We start from the raw sequence: 16,526 nt of genomic DNA, 5'->3' as shown, positions 1-16,526 counted from the left end.
ATTTCAAGACTGATGCTGCAACCTACCAATGGGAAGGCACAAGCCACCGTGCGCAGGCGCATTCAGGCAGGGCTTACGGACAGAAGGGAGACTGCCGTGCTTTCTATGGAAGAGATGTCTGACAGGTTCGAGATCCAGGATCTGCTGGTTGGCTATTGCTATGCCGTGGATAACAAGGATTTCGATGCCCTGGACCGGTTTTTTACCGATGACGCGGTGATCGACTACAGTGAGATGGTTGGCGTCAGGGGCTCGCTGCCCGAGATAAAGGCCTTCCTCGAAGCCAGCCTTGGCCCGATCCCGATGGCCCAGCACGCGGTTTCCACCACGCAGTACAAATTCGATGGCGATACCTGCGAAACGCGCACTGTCTGCTACAACCCGATGGTCGTCCCCGGCGACGATGGTGAACCGCAAACGATCTTCTTCGGCCTCTGGTACATTCACCGGTTCCGCCGCACTCCGCAGGGATGGCGCATTTCCAGCCTCTACGAAAAGAAGAGCTACGCCCATAACCTGCCCGAACATATCAAGGCACTGACCCGATGAACCCGGAAGCAATCGCAGCGCAAACCATGGGCGATCCGGTCAATCCCTGGATGATGGAAACCGGCAGCATCTATCTGTGGTGCGGCCTGCTGCTGGCAGCAGCGGCCCTTACCGCGAAAAACCGCCGGATTCCCCTTTTCGGCCTTATGCTGGTGGCCGGATCAAGCGGTTTCTGGCAGGAATTCTTCGCCGACTGGGGCGCCTATGTGGCGTGGAACCCGCAGTTCGAACGCCTCCCCTTCTGGGGCGAAATGGCCTTCACCACTCCGGTGAAGCCGATGTTCATGCCGTTCAGCTGGGGCTGGTGGTTTGCAGTCTCCATCCCTCTGCTGACATCGCTGGTGCTGTTCCTGAAGCGCAAGTTTCCTGCCCGCTCGGTCTATGCCCTAAGCTTCCTCACTGCCTTCCCGTTGTTTCTGGCTTACCAGATCTATGTCGAAGGCAGTTCTGTCGCCAATGGCTGGTGGACATATGATTCGGTGATCGGCCCGGCTCTGGAAAGCGAGCAAGGGCGCTTACCACTGATCTTCCCATTGCTGATCGGGCTGTGGGCGGCATGGTTCGTCGGCCTTCTGGCAGACAGGAATGCGGATGGCTTCATGGCTCATGAAGTGCGCCTTGGTGCGGCTGCAAAACCTGCCGGATGGCGCCGTGAATGGGCCCGGCTGTGGGGCATGGCCCTGCTGTTCCAGGTCACCTTTCTCGCCATCAATCTGGTGCCCGCGATGCTCGGCCGGATCCTGTTTGGCGGGCCTAGTGCGCTGGTGCCCTGATGCATCAATATCGAGGATAAGACCCGCATGACCTGGCTCAACCGTTTGCTGGCAATCGTGCTGTTGTTGCTGGGCCTCGGCCTGGTGTGGTTGGGCGGGAAACTGTTGCTGGCAGGCGGCTCACCCTATTACCTGGCCTGCGGCCTCGCGCTGATCGCCGTTGCATGGCTGCTGTGGCGCCAATCGCCAAAGGCACTGGTGGCCTATGGCGCGCTGTGGGCGGTCTCGCTTGCGTGGTCTGTATGGGAATCGGGGATCTCGTTCTGGCCGTTGCTTGGGCGGATGGGCCTGCTGACAGGGATTGGCATCTGGCTACTGCTGCCGTGGGTCCGGCGATCACTGGCTACGAAGCCCGTAACCCGATTGAGCGCCGGCCTGCTGGCCACTGCAGTGCTGGCATTGGCAGGGGGGCTATCGTGGACCTTGTGGAACGATCGCATTGCCGGTGGGGACGATCTTTCGCTACTTGCCGCCGGCCCCGAAGCCGCGCGCGATGGTGAATGGCACCACTACGGCAACCTTCAGGCCGGACGGCGCTTTTCGCCGCTAGACCAGATTACGCGCGCCAATGTGGGGGCACTCGAAGAGGTGTGGCGCTTTTCAACCGGGGCAGAGCCTAACGGCGAGGCGGCTCCCTTCCAGGCCACGCCCCTGATGATCGACGGCCGGCTGTATTTCTGCACCGGCTACAACGATGTGATCGCCCTTGATCCTGAAAGCGGTGAGCAGTTCTGGCGCTTTGCCGCCAATGCCGACACCGCCGGGGTATTCGGGCAAACATGTCGCGGGGTCAGCCATTACGCCGTGCCCGATGGGGACGAGACCGAAAGCTGCGCCGCACGCATCTATACCGCCACGATAGACAGCCGCCTGATCGCGCTGGATGCCCGCACCGGCGAGCCTTGCGCCGGGTTTGGCGAGGCGGGCGAGGTCGACCTTCTGCGCGGCATGAGCGACGCCCCGCCGGGCTACTATCACATCACTTCGCCGCCAACCGTGGTTGCCGGAAAACTGGTCGTGGGCGGCTGGGTGACCGACGGCCAGATGACCGGAGAGCCATCCGGCGTCATCCGTGCGTTCGATGCGGTCACCGGCGAACTGGCCTGGGCATGGGACATGGGCGCGCCCGATCGCCTTGGCGAACCCGGCGAGGGTGAAACCTATACTCCCGGAACGCCCAACAGCTGGAGCGTGATGAGCGCGGATGAAGAGCTGGGCATGGTCTATGTGCCGCTGGGCAATGCCACCCCCGATTACACCGGCCTGCACCGCACGCCGGAGATGGAAACCTATTCCAGCAGCATCGTTGCTCTCGATGTCGAAACCGGCCGACCGCGTTGGCACTTCCAGACAACGCATCATGATATCTGGGACTATGACATCGCTTCCCAGCCAGTGCTGTTCGAACTTGCCGATGGCCGCCCTGCCCTTTTGCAGCCAACCAAGCGCGGCGAAATGTTCATGCTTGATCGCCGCACGGGTGAACCCATCGCGGAAGTCGCCGAACTGCCGGTAGCCGTGTCCGAAGCGGAGGGCGATCGCGCCTCTCCCACCCAGCCGTTCTCTGTCGGCCTGCCCAGTTTCGAAGGCCCGCGCCCGAGCGAGAAGAGCATGTGGGGCATGGCCCTGCTGGACCAGGCGTGGTGCCGCCTGCAATTCCGCAAGGCCCGTTTTGACGGCCATATGACCCCGCTGGAAACCGAGCGCGCATCGATCATCTGGCCGGGGTCGCTTGGCGGCAACAACTGGGGCAGCGTTGCCATCGATCCGGGCAGCGGCATCGCCTTCGTCAATTCATCGCATGTCATCAATTACAATCGCCTGATTTCCCGCGAAGAGGCTGACCGGATGGGATTGCAGCCGGCCGAGATCGCCAGCTTCGAAAGCGTGGCTGGCCCGGTGCCGCAGGCCGGAACGCCCTATGCCGCTTCGGTCGCGCCGTTCCTTTCCCCGCTGGTGGCACCGTGCACCCAGCCGCCTTACGGGCTGGTCAGCGCGGTTGATCTCAATTCGGGCGAGTTGCTGTGGCAAAAGCCCTTCGGCACCGCGCGCGACAGCGGCCCGCTGCTGTTGCCCCTCGGCATACCTATCCCAATGGGCGTTCCCAACATCGGCGGGGCCGTGATTACCGGGTCGGGTCTGGCGTTCATTGGCGCAACGCAGGAACACATGATCCGCGCCTACGACATTCGCACCGGTGAAGAGCTGTGGCATGGCAGGTTGCCCGCAGGCGGCAACGCCACCCCGATGACTTACTGGTCCGACCAGTCCGGGCGGCAGTTCGTGGTGATCGCAGCTGGCGGCCACGGCGGCATCCTGTCCGGATACAGCAACGAACTGATCGCCTACGCCTTGCCGCAAGGCGTGCGCACAGCGGGAGAGAATTGATGGGCATTGTCACAGTCGTGACCGGCGCAACCAGGGGTCTTGGGCGCGGCATCGCGCGCGAATTCGCCAGCAAGGGGGCAACGGTTGTAGTAACCGGACGCAACGAGGCTGACCTTGCACAAGTCGCCGGCGAGATCGAACAACGCGGCGGCACGCCGATCACCATCGCCTGCGATCATTCCGACGATGAATCGGTGGCAAGCGCCTTTGCCCGCATCAAGGCGGAAGCGGGCGGGATCGATATCCTGGTCAACAATGCCGCCGCCGTTCACGCGATGGACCTGATCGCGCCCGGCCCCTTCTGGGAAAAGCCGTTGCACCTTGTCGACATGATCGACGTGGGCCTGCGCTCCAACTATGTCGCCGCCTGGCACGCCGCGCCTGTCATGGCAGCTGCGGGCAAGGGCCTGATCGCCAGCATATCCTTCTACGGCGCCGTCTCCTACTTCCACGGCGCGGCATATGGCGCGGCAAAGGCGGGGACCGACAAGATGATGGCCGATATGGCGGTGGATCTTGCGCCGCACGGCGTTGCCGCAATTTCCTATTGGCCGGGCTTCATCCTTACCGATGCCGTGCGCGCGATGCCGCTGGAAATGCTGCCGCCAGACATGCGCGAAGCCCTGCCCAACTGGGAAACGCCGGAATTCACCGGCCGGGTGCTGCACGCACTCTATTCGGCGCCGGATCTGATGTCGCTCAGCGGTCAGGCACTGATCGGGGCCGAGCTGGGCCAGCGCCTTGGCGTGAAGGACACCGATGGCAAGCAGCCGATCTCCTATCGCGAGGCGATGGGCGCGCCGCACATGCCCTTCACGCCAGTCAGCGGAGAGCAGGCATGATCGAAGCCGTGCTGGTGGTGCTGACCAAGGCGCATCCGGGCCGCGAAGCCGATCTGGACGACTGGTATACCAACATCCACATCCGCGATGCCTTGCGCTTTCGCGGTTCGATCACCGCGCAGCGCTTCGTCCGTAGCGAACACCAGCCGATGGCTGTTCCGCCGGAATATGACTGGCAGTATTTCGCGCTCTACGATGTTTTCGACCCGGAGCGATTTTCCCGCGAGCACTGGGAAAATGCGCTGACCAGCCGGATGATGGTGACCACCGCCATCGATGACAGCGTGCTGGAGGACTATCACTACTACCCGCTGGCCTTTCGCAACAACGATCCTGACACGGCCCATTCTGGCGGCGTGGTTTTTGAACAGTTCAACGCCGCGCCGGGCAAGGATGCCGAATTGCGGGCCTGGTATGCCGATCACTACCTGCCCGCAGCCGCGCGGCGGGCAGGCGTGCAAAGCGCCGCACTGCTGGCCTTTCGCAGCTTCGGCCAGATGATCCCCACCACGCCGAAATACAATTATGTGGGCATCTACAAGGTCAATTCGGGTGACAGCTGGAAGGCCTGGAAAGACTTGCCTGAACTGGCCGGTTCACCGCTCGTCGAACAGGAAAGCCTGCTGATCACCCATTGGGACAAGCTGACCGAAAAACTGACGAAGGATCACGTGCAGCACCCCACATCTGAAGGCCTTGCCGCCGAAGAGGGCGCACGGGCGCGCATGGGTGATGATGTGATGACCGGCGGCACCGAAAAGCTGGGCGCGGCCTGACAAGACTTCCGCTTACCAGCGACGGCGCATCTGCACCGCGCGGCGACGCGCGCGCAGGGATTGCTGGCGTTCCTCCGGCGTAACCCGCCGGGTGCCCGGACCAAGTTGCTCCAGCACGTCTCCTGCCGCGATGCAACTGAGCGTTGGCGCAGGTCCGCTGCTGGCACCGGTCCACCGCAGCATGATTGACCCTTGCGCGTGGCCAGCCGGGTCCAGCCAGTTTGCAATGCCCGGATCTTCCATGGCGATAACCGCGCGGAACTTGCCATCTGCATCGATGCTGGCCTGGCCACCGTTCAGGCTGCACTGGTGGTTCATCCAGTCCAGCGTGTTCCAGCGCATGTCGTTCAGCTGGACGTTCCAGTAGCGGACCGTTTCCGGAAGGTCGGTTTCCAGCACCAGCGCGCAATCCGGCTCCAGCCGGAATAGGCCCTGATAGTAACGCTGCCCCTCCACGCCGCCACGCCCGGCCCAGTCGTCATGCTCGAAGGCGTTCCACAGCCCTTTCTGCTGCTGCCCGGCGATGAATCCCATGGCCATGCCCGCCAGTCGCTTGGGATAGGCGCACAAGGCCATCAGCCGCTCGGCAATCTCCGCCTCGCTCCAGCGGCGTGGCGCATGGGTCAGATCGGTGCGTTCGATGGCGATCCGCGCCTCCCGCTCCGCACCCCAGTCATAGCTTGCCTGCCGCAGCGAGAGCGAACGCGCTGTCGGATCGAGAGGGTGCCAGTCACCCTGCCAGTCTGCCGGTTTTTCCGCGCTCAGCATCAGGGAAAAGCGCCCTGCCCCATCCAGTGCCAGATCGTCGAAGTCGATCGTACCCAGCGACGGCCCCAGTGCGTCCATCACGGCCAGCCCGCCAGCGGCAATATCCATCTGCAGGAACAGGCATTCCCCTCGCTCCCCGGTAATCAGATAGCTGCCACTGCCATCAATCGAGGCTGCGGCGTAGATGAAATCGGGGTTGGTGCCGACAAGGTTGAAATGCGTGCCTACTGCGGGAACGAAATCGGGGCGGTCACGATCTGCAAAGGTCGTCAACCAGCCCGATGCCAGCGCCGCGAACAGCATCTTCTCGACTTCCGCCCGCTCCAGCCCGTCAGCATCGCCCGGCAACATGGCGAGGACATCCTCCGCCGAAGTAAGCTTCGCAAGATAGTCGGGCCAGCGGCTCACAGATAGGCCTCGTAGGCGCTGATGTAATCGGCATAGACGCTTTCAACCTGCTCGCGCGTCAGCCCGTAATCGGCCAGTTCATAGCGGTGCTGCCCGTGCTTGTCGGATGGATGCTCGCGCCACCAGCGCGCCACCGCTTCCTCCGTCTCTACCGAAAACGCGATGTCGGCGTGCTCGTAAACCTTGCGCACCGCGGCGACAGGATCCGAAATCAGGTCTCGGAAGGCGAGGTCCAGCACCTGCACTTGCGGGTTAGACTGCCGCCAGGAAAGTGCCGCCGCCTGGCCATCGTGCCACAGGTGCAGCAATTCCTGGCCCAGCTCGTTGCGGTCGATCCGGTCAAAGGCAACGCAGCGGATGACTTCAATCAGGCGCGAGATTGATGCCATCACCGTTACCGGGTCTCGGTGCGGCTGCACCAGCACGGCGTCAGGGTAGATATCCAGCAATTCGGGCAGGTGGTGCGCGTGTTCTTGCACCTTGAGAACCCAGCGCTTGCGCGGATTTTTCCATGCGAGGTGCTGCAACCACATCTTGTGAACGCGGTAGCCAAAGCGCGTATCGGCCTTGCGATACCAATCGTAATAGGCAGGCAGGCGAAACAGCATCGTGGGATTGATGCCCTGAAACGCGGTTTCCAGCATCATGCCACATTCCTGCGGGATGCGTGCGCCGATCGGATGCGCTTTCAGCACATCGGCCCAGGCCCCGGTGAAATTCTCGCGTACATAGGCATCGAAGCCATCGGCACGCGGATCGGTATCGAATGTCGCGGCTTCTGGCGGCGGCGATGGCGCGGCAACTTCCCATTGCAGGGGCGTGCGGATTTGCGGATCGGCACCGATCAGCGCGTGCAGGATCGAAGTGCCGCAGCGCGGCAGACCAAGGATAAACACGGGCCGCTCGATAACGACATCGGCGATCTCCGGATGCGCCTTGCGGTCCGCCGCGATTGCGGAAAGGCGCGACAGGTTATCACGGAACTGCGCCAGCGCCCTCTCGCGCCCCGTCTGCGACAGCCCGCTTTCCTGCGCCAGCGCATCCATCGCCGCTGTAAGTCCAGGAAGGACGCCTGCGGCCATCTCTGCATCCAGACCGGCTTCGCCGATCAGTTCCTGCGGTGTCGGATCTCCCATGCGCGCGCCCTCTCATGCAGCCATTTGCGACGTTCTTTTCACTATGCAGGCTAGGCACGGGAAAAATCGCTGAACCTGTCACTGGGTAGGACAGAAGGGGGGCATGAGCGGCGACATATCGGCTCATGGAAGGGAGCAGATATGGAACCGTCTGAACATCTGGAGCCGTACTGCCAGTTGCCGGTTCGGCGCTGACGCGATGGCTACGGATACCACATTCGATTTCATCATCGTGGGCGCCGGATCGTCCGGCTGCGTGCTGGCCAACCGGCTGAGCGCCGACCCGGCGACCAAGGTGCTGCTGATAGAAAGCGGGCCTGACGACAAGAGCCCGCTGATCCGCATGCCGCGCGGCGTCGGCAAATTGCTCGACCCTGCCAATCCGCATGTCTTTGCCTACAACGTCAAACCCGCAGGCAACCAGCCAGAAGAGATGTGGCTCAAGGGGCGCACGGTTGGCGGCTCAAGCTCGGTCAACGGCATGGTCTACATGCGCGGCGCGCCGCAGGATTACGACGAGTGGGAAAAGGCCGGCTGCGCAGGCTGGGGCTGGGATCGCATGGGGCGCCATTTCGTGGCCTTGGAAGACCATGCACTGGGCGCGGCGGAATGGCGCGGCACCGGCGGCCCATTGCGCATTTCAGTATTTGCTGACGGCAATCCGGTTACCCAGGCGATGCTTAAGGCAGGCGCGCAAATGGGCGTGCCGACTGTGGCCGATGTCAACGCCGTGGACGTGGTGGCCGATCAGGGCATGGGCTACCAGACCACGACCACCTGGAAAGGACAGCGCTTTTCCGCTGCGCGGGCCTTCCTCGATCCGGCGCGCGCACGCGCGAACCTCAAGATCATCACCGGCGGCACCGTGGAAAGGGTCGTGTTCGAGGGCGACCGGGCTGCAGGCGTGGTTCTGGATGGCCAGCAGATCGCCTGTCGCGGCGAGATCATTCTGTGTGCGGGCGCTGTTGAATCCCCCAAGCTGCTTGAGCTGTCGGGAATTGGCGATGCGGCGCGCCTGAAGGCGCTTGGCATACCGCTGGTCGCGCACAGCCCCAACGTTGGCGAGAACCTGCGCGAACACCGTTATGTCGCGGTCGACTGGCGTATTCGCGGCCACAGTTCCAACCAGAAACTAAGCGGGCTAGGCCTCATTGCATCTGTCTTGCGCTATTTCCTGTTGCGGCGCGGCGCGATGACCGATGCGGCGCACGAAGTAGGCGGCTTCATCAAGACCGAACCCGGGCTGGATCGCCCCGATGCGCAGATCGGCTCCATGATGGTGACCATGAAGCAGGACGCCAAAGGCAAGGTCGTGCTGGACTCGTTTCCCGGCATGCGCCTGCTCGGCTATTTCACGCGGCCTGAAAGTCGCGGCTCCACCCACATCCGGTCGAGCGATCCTGCTTCCCCGCCGCAAATCGATGCAAACCACTTCGCCGAGCAAGTGGACCGTGACCGCGCACTGGCCCTGTTCAAGTGGATCCGCCGGTTCGGCCAGCAAGGGGCGCTTGCGCCTTGGGTTGTAGAGGAAGTGGGGACCGCTGCTGACGTGAAAACGGACGAGGATATTCTCGCCAACCTGCTCCGGCTGGGCGGCACCTCGCTCCATATCGCCGGCACCGCCGCAATGGGCGCAGAGGCCGATAGCGTGCTTGATCCGCAGCTGCGCGTGCGCGGCGTAAGCGGCCTGCGCGTTTGCGACACATCGATCATGCCCGCACTGGTTTCGGGCAACACCAATGCACCGGCGATGGCCATCGCCATGAACGCTGCGGACATGATCCTCGGCAAGGAACAGACAGCATGACAATACCTTATACCGACATCAGCCAGGTCTATTACGATGGTGCATGGCACGATCCGCAGGCAGGCACCGAACCGGTCATCAATCCGGCCACAGAAGAGGTGATCGCCGCCGCACCGGTTGCCTCTGCACAGCAGGTGGATGCCGCCATTGCAGCGGCGCGCGAAGCCTTTGACCATGGCCCCTGGCCGCGCATGTCCATGGATGAGCGGGCTGACATGGTCGAAAAGATGGCGCGCGCCCTGCGGGCAAAGCATGCCCAGATCGCGCAACTGATCGTGGCCGAAGTGGGCTGTGCGGCCGGCATCACCCACCTGATGCAGGTCGACAACCCGCTGCGCCTGCTGGAAGCGGCCATCGGCCATGCACGGCGCGAACAGCCCGAACGCCTGCCGATCGATATAACCCCCAATCCCTTCGCCCCGGATGGCCCGCGGTCCATTGGTGGCACCACGGTGGTGCGAGAACCGCTGGGCGTGGTTTCCGCCATCACCGGATACAACTTCCCCTTCCTGCTGAACCTGGCAAAGATCGGCCCTGCCCTTTTGGCGGGCTGCACCATGGTGCTCAAGCCATCGCCCTTCACCCCGTTTTCCGCTCTGCTGTTCGGACAGGTGGCGGAAGAAATCGGCCTGCCCGCAGGCGTGCTGAACATCGTCACCGGCGGCATCGAGGAAGGGCAACTGCTGTGCACCGATGAACGGGTGGACATGGTGACCTTCACCGGTTCCGAAGGTGTTGGCGCGCAGATCATGGCGCAGGCCGCGCCCACGCTGAAGAAGGTTCATCTGGAGCTGGGCGGCAAGTCGGCACTGATCGTTCGCGAGGATGCCGATGTTCAGAGCGCGGCGGCCATGGCTGCCACGGTCATTTCCATCAACGCCGGGCAAGGCTGCGCCATCCCCACCCGCTTCCTGGTTCACGAAAGCCTGCGCCCGGCCTTTGCCGCAACGGCTGCTGCCGTCGCCGGGCAAATCGCCATCGGCAATCCGGCAGACCCGGCCATCGGAATGGGTCCGCTGATCCGCGAGAGCCAGCGCAGCAAGGTGGAGCATTTCATCGAACTGGGCCGCTCTGCGGGTGCCCGGCTGGTGTGCGGTGGCGGCCGCCCGGCGGGACTCGACAAGGGCTTTTTCACCGAAGTGACCGTTTTCGACGATGTGACCAACGACATGGCCATCGCGCAGGAGGAAATCTTCGGCCCGGTCGGCTGCATCATCGGCTTTTCAACGGATGAAGAGGCGATTCGTATCGCCAATGATTCCCGTTACGGCCTGAACGGCGCGATCCAGACGGCGGATGCCGCAAAGGGTTACGAAATGGCCCTGCAAATAAGGACCGGCAGCGTCTCGCTCAACGGCGGAACAGGCACGATGAGCGACGCGCCCATCGGCGGCTACAAGCGATCGGGCATCGGACGCGAGTACGGCCCCGGTTGGCTGCGTGAATACCAGCACGAGAAATCGATCTTTTACCCGATCGGCAAGTAAGGAATTCTAGAGAGGAGGTTCCGGTGAGCGATACAATCATTGTTACTTTGGATTTGTCGTTGAAGCCCGAAGTGGTGGAGGGGTTCTGCCAGCAGATTCCCGCCACGCTGGAAGGCACGCGAACATTTCCCGGCTTTGTCAGCATCGCCATCAGGCGCAATACCGATGATCCGAACCGCGTGATCTTCATCGAAGAATGGGAATCGCGCGCCGCCTACGATGCCTATGTGGCCTTCCGCACGGAGCAGGGGATGATGGACCAGATGGCAGCCATGCTGACCGCGCCTCCTGAAACGCAGTTCTGGGATGCCAAGGTTGCCTAGGCCCGCAAGGATCGCGGCGCAATTGGAGAGGCTCGAACGATGAGTCTTCACCGCCGGATAGACAGTGGGCTGAGCGCGCAGGACGAACGCTCCATCAACGCCCTTCTCATCGCCTATGCCACCGCCATCGATACGCGGGACTGGGCCTTGTTCAGAAGCTGCTTCACCGCCGATTGCAAAACCGACTACGGCGAGTTCGGCAACTGGACAGATGTTTCCACACTCACCGATTACATGCGCGAAGCCCATTCCCGGCTTGGCCCCACCATGCACCGGATCAGCAATATCCAGCTATCGGGTGCGCAAGGCGGTGCCACGGCACATTGCTACGTCGATGCACTGCTGTGCCAGATGAACAATGATGGTCCCGTTCACCGGGGCATTGGCAGCTATGAGGATTTCCTCGTGCGCACGGGCGATGGCTGGAAGATCGCACGGCGCATTTTCAAGCCGATGATACTGGAATAGAAAAAGGTGGACGGGATGGAACTGAAAGACAAAGTCGCAGTGATCACGGGCGCATCTGCCGGGATCGGTGCGGCAACCGCACGCAGTCTGGCGCAAGGCGGTGCAAGGCTGCTGCTGGTCGCGCGCCGGGAAGACCGGCTGCAATCGCTGGCACAGGAAATCGGTGGGGACACGCGGTTCCTCGCGCTTGACCTCGCCGATCCATCCGCACCGCAGGCCATGCTCGACCATGCCCTGGGCGAGTTCGGCGCGGTTGATATCCTCGTGAACAATGCGGGCATCCTGCGCACCAGTCATTATGAGGAGTTTGACCTAGCCGAGCTCGACCCGATGATTGCCGTCAACTATTCGGCTGTCGTTCGCGCAAGCGTGCTGTTCGCTCGCCACATGAAGGCGCGCGGCACTGGACAGATCGTCAATATTTCCAGCATCGGTGCAGGCATTACCGCCGCTGGCACGGGCGTTTATGGCGGGCTGAAAGCTGCGCTGGAACGGTTTACAGACGTCTTGCGGATAGAACTCGCGGGGTCAGGTGTGTGCGTGGGACTGGTGGCGCCGGGCACCACCACCACCGAGATTTTCGAAGACATGAAAGCCAAGGGCCAACCCGGCTGGGACGAATACATTCCACCGATGCAGCCAGAGGAAATTGCCCGCGCGATCCGTTTCATGTGCGAACAGACAGGCAATGCCAATGCCGCGCGGATGCATATCTACGCGACATCGGAAAGCTTCTGAACGGGTCGATCTTGTGCGGCGATCAGTCCAGCCGTGAATAGGCAGATATGTCGAACGGCTTGAACGGCTCGCCCTCGCGTGCCTTCACCACCCATTCCGCATCCATCAGCAAGGCTCGGCCAAGGGCCACCAGGTCAAATTCTCCGGCTTGGAAACGGCGGACAACCTCTGCGAGGTTGTCCACTGCGGCGGTCGGTTGGGTGAAGCTTGCGGCCAGTTCCTTGTCGAAACCAATCCCGCCAACCGTCATCGTCGGCAGCCCTGTAAGTTTGCGGATCCACCCGGCCAGGCCCATGTCGGAACCTGCGAAGGCCGGCCTGGAAAAGACCCGCGTGCTGACATCGAAAATGTCTACCCCGGCATCGACCAGCGCCCCGCAAATCGCGCCAAGTTCGTCGGGCGTTTCGGCCAGGCTGCCCTCGTAATCCTGCAGTTTCCATTGCGAGATACGATAGGCGATGGGCAGATCGGGGCCGATGGCTTCGCGCACAGCCTTGATCACTTCGACTGGAAAGCGTGTGCGCGCCGCGGCATCGCCGCCCCAGGCATCGTCGCGCGTGTTGGTCTGCGCCCAAAGGAAACTGTCGAGCAGGTAGCCGTGCCCGCCGTGCAAGGCGATGCCATCGAAGCCAGCGGCCTTGGCGTTTGCCGCACTGCGAGCAAAAGCGGCGATGACCGCGGCGATATCGCTTTCGTCCATATTGTCCGGCCCAAGCGACCGGGCTTCAGGGTGTGGCGGCGAATTGTCCTTGCGCAAGGCGCCCATGTGCCACAGCTGCGGCATGATCTTGCCACCTGCCGCATGCACTCGGTCTACCACCTCGCGCCAGCCGTTCAGGGCCGCTTCGCCATGCAGGACGGGAATGTCCTTTTCCTCCATGCTGCCCTGGCCGATTGCCGAGGGGTGATCCACGCCAACGCCTTCGGTCACGATCAGGCCTACATCGCCCCTCGCCCTGCGCGCATAATATTCAGCGACATTCTCTCCCGGGCTTCCATCGGGGCTGAACTGCCGGGTCATGGGCGACATCACGAAGCGGTTGGCCAGTTCCAGGCTCTTGCAGGAAAACGGCGAGAAAAGCGGGTCCAGTGCGTTGCGCATCCATTAAACTCCTTTGGCTGCGCCTCCCTATCAGAAGCGGCGCACCGTGTTTGCCCTGTCGACAGGTAGGCTGCGCAATGCCGACTGGTTCAAGGGGCCAGAGATCAGCAGCGGATGACAGTGAATTTGGTTCAGATCAATTTCACCAGCGCGATACGGGCATAAGGCAGGCGTATTGCCGCTAAGGGGATCAATGCCAGTGGAAAATGACCTTCTCGTGGGAGACACAGCCAGGGCAGACATCCTTGAGCAATCCCTGTGGGTCGTTGCCGAGGCGGACAGGGATATCACGCCGATTTTCTTCGACCGGCTGTTTGCCCGCTATCCGGAACAACGCCGATCCTTTCACCATGCGGATTCCACGTGCGGTGCGATGGTGAACGAGATGATCGAGACCCTGATGGGGCTGGCGACAGGCGAAGACTGGGTCGAGCGCTCTACGCAAAGCCTGGTCATGGCGCATCGCTGCTACGGCGATATTGGCCTGCCGCTTTACGCAGCTTCGATCGACATGCTGATCGATACCCTCGCCGAAGTGGCGGGGCATGGCTGGTCAAAAGCGTTCGATGCCGCCTGGCGCGAACAAGGGGCCGCTCTCAAGGGCATCCTTGCGCGGGTCTATTAAAGCCCACTGCAGGGCCGCCGTCACGCATCGACGATGGCGAGGGCCGATTGCGGACAGGCATCCGCGCCCTCGCGGGCTGCGTCTTCCAGACCTTCGGGCACGATTTCATCGTCGACATAGACGATGCCGTGCTCGTCCAGCTTGTACACTTCCGGGCAGATTTCCGCGCAAACACCATAGCCGCAACACGCAGGCTTGTTGATCACGACCTTCAGCTTACCCTTCTCAGACATCAATCTCTCCGTTGTTTGTCCTGGTTTTTGTCGCTTTACATATTGAACAGATATTATTCAATGTGTATAACGCGAATCAATCACAAAAAAATGCACTACCGGGAGAATGCCGAGATGCTCCAGAAATCGAAGCTAGTATTGCGCGACGGAACCTCGCTTGACGATCTGATCATGCGCGAGAGCAATGAGGTCTCGCTTCGCGTGATGACCGACGAAGAGCTTTACCACCTCGAAATGGACAAGATTTTCGCCAAGACCTGGCTGCTGCTGGGTCATGAAAGCGAAATTCCCGAGCCCGGCGATTTCATCGTTCGCGACATGGCGGAAGACAACGTGATCGTAGCCCGCAGCCAGGATGGCGAAGTCAATGTTTCGCTGAATGTCTGCCCGCACCGCGGCATGCGCGTGTGCCTTGGCGAAGCCGGCAACAAGCGCATCCACCAGTGCATCTACCACGGCTGGGCATTCCGCCCGAACGGCGATTTCATCGGCGCACCGGTTGAGCGCGAGAAGATGCACGGCAACGATGTGGACAAGAAGACCCTGGGCCTGAAGAAGGCCAAGGTGCACCTGTATGGCGGCCTGATCTTCGCCACCTGGAACATCGATGGCCCCTCGTTCGACGAATACCTGGGCGACATCAAATACTACATGGACCAGCTGTTCTGCCGCACCAACAACGGCCTTGAACTGCTTGGCCCGCCGCAGCGTTTCACCCTTCCCTGCAACTGGAAGGTGCCTGGCGAACAGTCGGGTTCCGACGGGTTCCACACGCTGACACTGCACCGCTCGCTGATGGAAGGCGGTGTGATGGGCGGAACGGCCGAAAGCATCTATGACCAGGCGCCGGGGATGTACGGGGTCGACGTCTCGTGCAAGCAGGGCCACTCGCTGCGCTGCCTCGAAGCCGAAAAGACCTTCAAGATGTTTGCCGACGTGCCGTTCGAGGGCAAGTCCACGCGTGAACGCCTGGAACTGCTCACCCCGCCGGGCATCACCAAGGAAATGATTCCCGAACTGTTCGAAAACCTCACCGAAGACCAGGTGGCTCAGCTGGCGACGATCCCGCCTCAAGTGGGCGGCATGTTCCCGAACGTCCTGATCGCTTTCATCTTTGCGCCCCGTACCGATGGCGGTTCATCCGGCGCGCTGTCATTGCACACCTATGTGCCCAAGGGGCCGGACAAGGTCGAATTCGTGAACTACCTGTTCGCGGAAAAGGATGCGCCCGAACAGATGAAGCGCGACATGCTGCAGAACTCGATCTGGAACACCGGCACATCCGGCGTGATCGAGCAGGACGATGCCGACGTCTGGCCGGTGATCATGAAGAACGCGCGCGGCGCGGTCAGCAAGGACATTACGCTCAAGTACCAGGCTCTGCACGGGCACGAACGCCCCGAAGGCTGGGTTGGCGAAGGCTTGCTCTATCCCGGTTTCACCAAGGACGACACCCAGTGGAACTGGTGGCTGGCTTATTATGACCTGATGGACGCGGTTTGAGCGGGGGAGACACAGACATGACCTGGAAGACCAAATCGACCGCCGCCCCCGATTCAACCACGATCCTTCGCGGACTGGTTTCCAAGAAGCGCGTGCCGCTGGGATCGGAAGTGTACAACCGCATCCTGGAAACGCTCTATGACGAAGCGGCCGCGCTGGACGAGCGCCGCATCGATGACTGGATCGCAATGATTGCGCAGGATATCATCTATCAGGCACCGATCCGCCTGACGCGCACCGGTGCCAACCGCGACCGCGACGTGATGCGCACCATGTTCCATTTCGACGAGAACTACGATTCGCTGCTGATGCGGTCTGGTCGTTTGCAGAAAAGCGCATGGGCGGAAGATCCCCCGTCGCGCTGCCGCCGTTTCGTGACCAACGTCCGTGTTGCAGAGTGTGACACGCCCGGCGAATATGAAGTGGTGAGCTATCTCTTCCTCGAACGCAGCCGTGGCGACAGTCCGGACAACGAGAACACGACGGCTGAACGCCGCGACGTGTGGCGTGAAGTTGAGGGTGAATACAAGCTGGCCCGGCGCGAGATCATCGTCGACCAGTCAGTGCTCGGCATGTCCAACTTCGCAGTATTCCTGTAAT

General features: G+C 61.9%; 17 protein-coding genes. 13 read left to right on the top strand and 4 right to left on the bottom strand.

The genetic code is table 11. The features are described 5' to 3' along the window. Positions 1-12: 12 nt before the first annotated feature. The 5 genes from K4G67_RS12280 to K4G67_RS12260 are packed head-to-tail and all read left to right on the top strand — an operon-like array spanning position 13 to position 5,328. On the top strand, positions 13-549 hold the full coding sequence (locus tag K4G67_RS12280; RefSeq protein ID WP_239806651.1) for a nuclear transport factor 2 family protein: 537 nt from the start codon (positions 13-15) through the stop codon (positions 547-549). 26 nt (positions 550-575) lie between these two features. Next, positions 576-1,322 carry a hypothetical protein gene (locus K4G67_RS12275; RefSeq protein WP_239806650.1) on the top strand — a complete coding sequence of 249 codons (747 nt, stop codon included), beginning with the start codon at positions 576-578 and terminating at the stop codon, positions 1,320-1,322. 27 nt (positions 1,323-1,349) lie between these two features. Next, the gene (locus tag K4G67_RS12270) at positions 1,350-3,710 is read left to right on the top strand and encodes a membrane-bound PQQ-dependent dehydrogenase, glucose/quinate/shikimate family (protein ID WP_239806649.1); all 2,361 of its coding nucleotides are present in this window, start codon (positions 1,350-1,352) and stop codon (positions 3,708-3,710) included. Then, positions 3,710-4,552 (top strand): SDR family NAD(P)-dependent oxidoreductase, encoded by an 843-nt coding sequence (locus K4G67_RS12265; RefSeq protein WP_239806648.1) that lies wholly within the window; start codon positions 3,710-3,712, stop codon positions 4,550-4,552. Before K4G67_RS12270 ends, K4G67_RS12265 begins: the two co-directional genes overlap by 1 nt. Further along, on the top strand, positions 4,549-5,328 hold the full coding sequence (locus K4G67_RS12260; protein WP_239806647.1) for a hypothetical protein: 780 nt from the start codon (positions 4,549-4,551) through the stop codon (positions 5,326-5,328). Before K4G67_RS12265 ends, K4G67_RS12260 begins: the two co-directional genes overlap by 4 nt. Positions 5,329-5,340: 12 nt before the next feature. Here the strand turns inward: K4G67_RS12260 and K4G67_RS12255 are convergent, their stop codons facing one another. Together K4G67_RS12255 and K4G67_RS12250 are read right to left on the bottom strand one after the other, a co-directional pair. After that, on the bottom strand, positions 5,341-6,504 hold the full coding sequence (locus K4G67_RS12255; protein WP_239806646.1) for a DUF1214 domain-containing protein: 1,164 nt from the start codon (positions 6,502-6,504) through the stop codon (positions 5,341-5,343). Further along, positions 6,501-7,640 carry a sulfotransferase family protein gene (locus tag K4G67_RS12250; protein WP_239806645.1) on the bottom strand — a complete coding sequence of 380 codons (1,140 nt, stop codon included), beginning with the start codon at positions 7,638-7,640 and terminating at the stop codon, positions 6,501-6,503. Before K4G67_RS12250 ends, K4G67_RS12255 begins: the two co-directional genes overlap by 4 nt. Positions 7,641-7,839: 199 nt before the next feature. Between K4G67_RS12250 and K4G67_RS12245 the strand changes: the two genes are divergently transcribed. Genes K4G67_RS12245 through K4G67_RS12225 form a run of 5 tightly spaced genes read left to right on the top strand, consistent with a single transcriptional unit; the run spans position 7,840 to position 12,463 of the window. Further along, on the top strand, positions 7,840-9,447 hold the full coding sequence (locus K4G67_RS12245; protein WP_239806644.1) for a GMC family oxidoreductase: 1,608 nt from the start codon (positions 7,840-7,842) through the stop codon (positions 9,445-9,447). Then, positions 9,444-10,934 (top strand): aldehyde dehydrogenase family protein, encoded by a 1,491-nt coding sequence (locus K4G67_RS12240; protein WP_239806643.1) that lies wholly within the window; start codon positions 9,444-9,446, stop codon positions 10,932-10,934. The genes K4G67_RS12245 and K4G67_RS12240 overlap by 4 nt, the downstream gene beginning before the upstream one ends. 23 nt (positions 10,935-10,957) lie before the next feature. Then, a complete protein-coding gene (locus K4G67_RS12235; protein WP_239806642.1) occupies positions 10,958-11,257 on the top strand; it encodes a putative quinol monooxygenase in 300 nt (99 codons plus the stop codon). Between the two features lie 39 nt (positions 11,258-11,296). Further along, positions 11,297-11,725 carry a nuclear transport factor 2 family protein gene (locus tag K4G67_RS12230; RefSeq protein ID WP_239806641.1) on the top strand — a complete coding sequence of 143 codons (429 nt, stop codon included), beginning with the start codon at positions 11,297-11,299 and terminating at the stop codon, positions 11,723-11,725. A 15-nt stretch (positions 11,726-11,740) separates the two neighbouring features. Then, positions 11,741-12,463 (top strand): SDR family oxidoreductase, encoded by a 723-nt coding sequence (locus K4G67_RS12225; RefSeq protein ID WP_239806640.1) that lies wholly within the window; start codon positions 11,741-11,743, stop codon positions 12,461-12,463. 22 nt (positions 12,464-12,485) lie between these two features. On the opposite strand, the gene K4G67_RS12220 is transcribed toward K4G67_RS12225, so the two are convergent. Continuing rightward, entirely contained in the window at positions 12,486-13,565 is a 1,080-nt protein-coding gene (locus K4G67_RS12220) for an oxidoreductase (protein WP_239806639.1), read from the bottom strand. A 193-nt stretch (positions 13,566-13,758) separates the two neighbouring features. On the opposite strand from K4G67_RS12220, the gene K4G67_RS12215 reads away from it, so the two are divergent. Then, positions 13,759-14,190: a globin family protein gene (locus K4G67_RS12215; RefSeq protein ID WP_239806638.1), complete on the top strand. Its 432-nt coding sequence runs from the start codon at positions 13,759-13,761 to the stop codon at positions 14,188-14,190. A 20-nt stretch (positions 14,191-14,210) separates the two neighbouring features. Here the strand turns inward: K4G67_RS12215 and K4G67_RS12210 are convergent, their stop codons facing one another. Continuing rightward, positions 14,211-14,423: a ferredoxin gene (locus K4G67_RS12210; protein ID WP_067399300.1), complete on the bottom strand. Its 213-nt coding sequence runs from the start codon at positions 14,421-14,423 to the stop codon at positions 14,211-14,213. Positions 14,424-14,513: 90 nt separating this feature from the next. Here K4G67_RS12210 and K4G67_RS12205 point away from each other — a divergent pair, with 90 nt between their 5' ends. Further along, positions 14,514-15,926: an aromatic ring-hydroxylating dioxygenase subunit alpha gene (locus K4G67_RS12205; protein WP_239806637.1), complete on the top strand. Its 1,413-nt coding sequence runs from the start codon at positions 14,514-14,516 to the stop codon at positions 15,924-15,926. A gap of 17 nt (positions 15,927-15,943) precedes the next feature. After that, positions 15,944-16,525, top strand: coding sequence for a 3-phenylpropionate/cinnamic acid dioxygenase subunit beta (locus K4G67_RS12200; protein WP_239806636.1), 582 nt, complete (start codon positions 15,944-15,946; stop codon positions 16,523-16,525). Position 16,526: the final 1 nt, after the last annotated feature.

The sequence above is a fragment of the Croceicoccus hydrothermalis genome, from assembly GCF_022378335.1.
In the GTDB taxonomy this organism is placed as follows: Bacteria; Pseudomonadota; Alphaproteobacteria; order Sphingomonadales; family Sphingomonadaceae; genus Croceicoccus; species Croceicoccus hydrothermalis.
The sequence above is the reverse complement of the archived record's forward strand: the minus strand, read 5'-3'. Positions and strand labels throughout refer to the sequence as shown.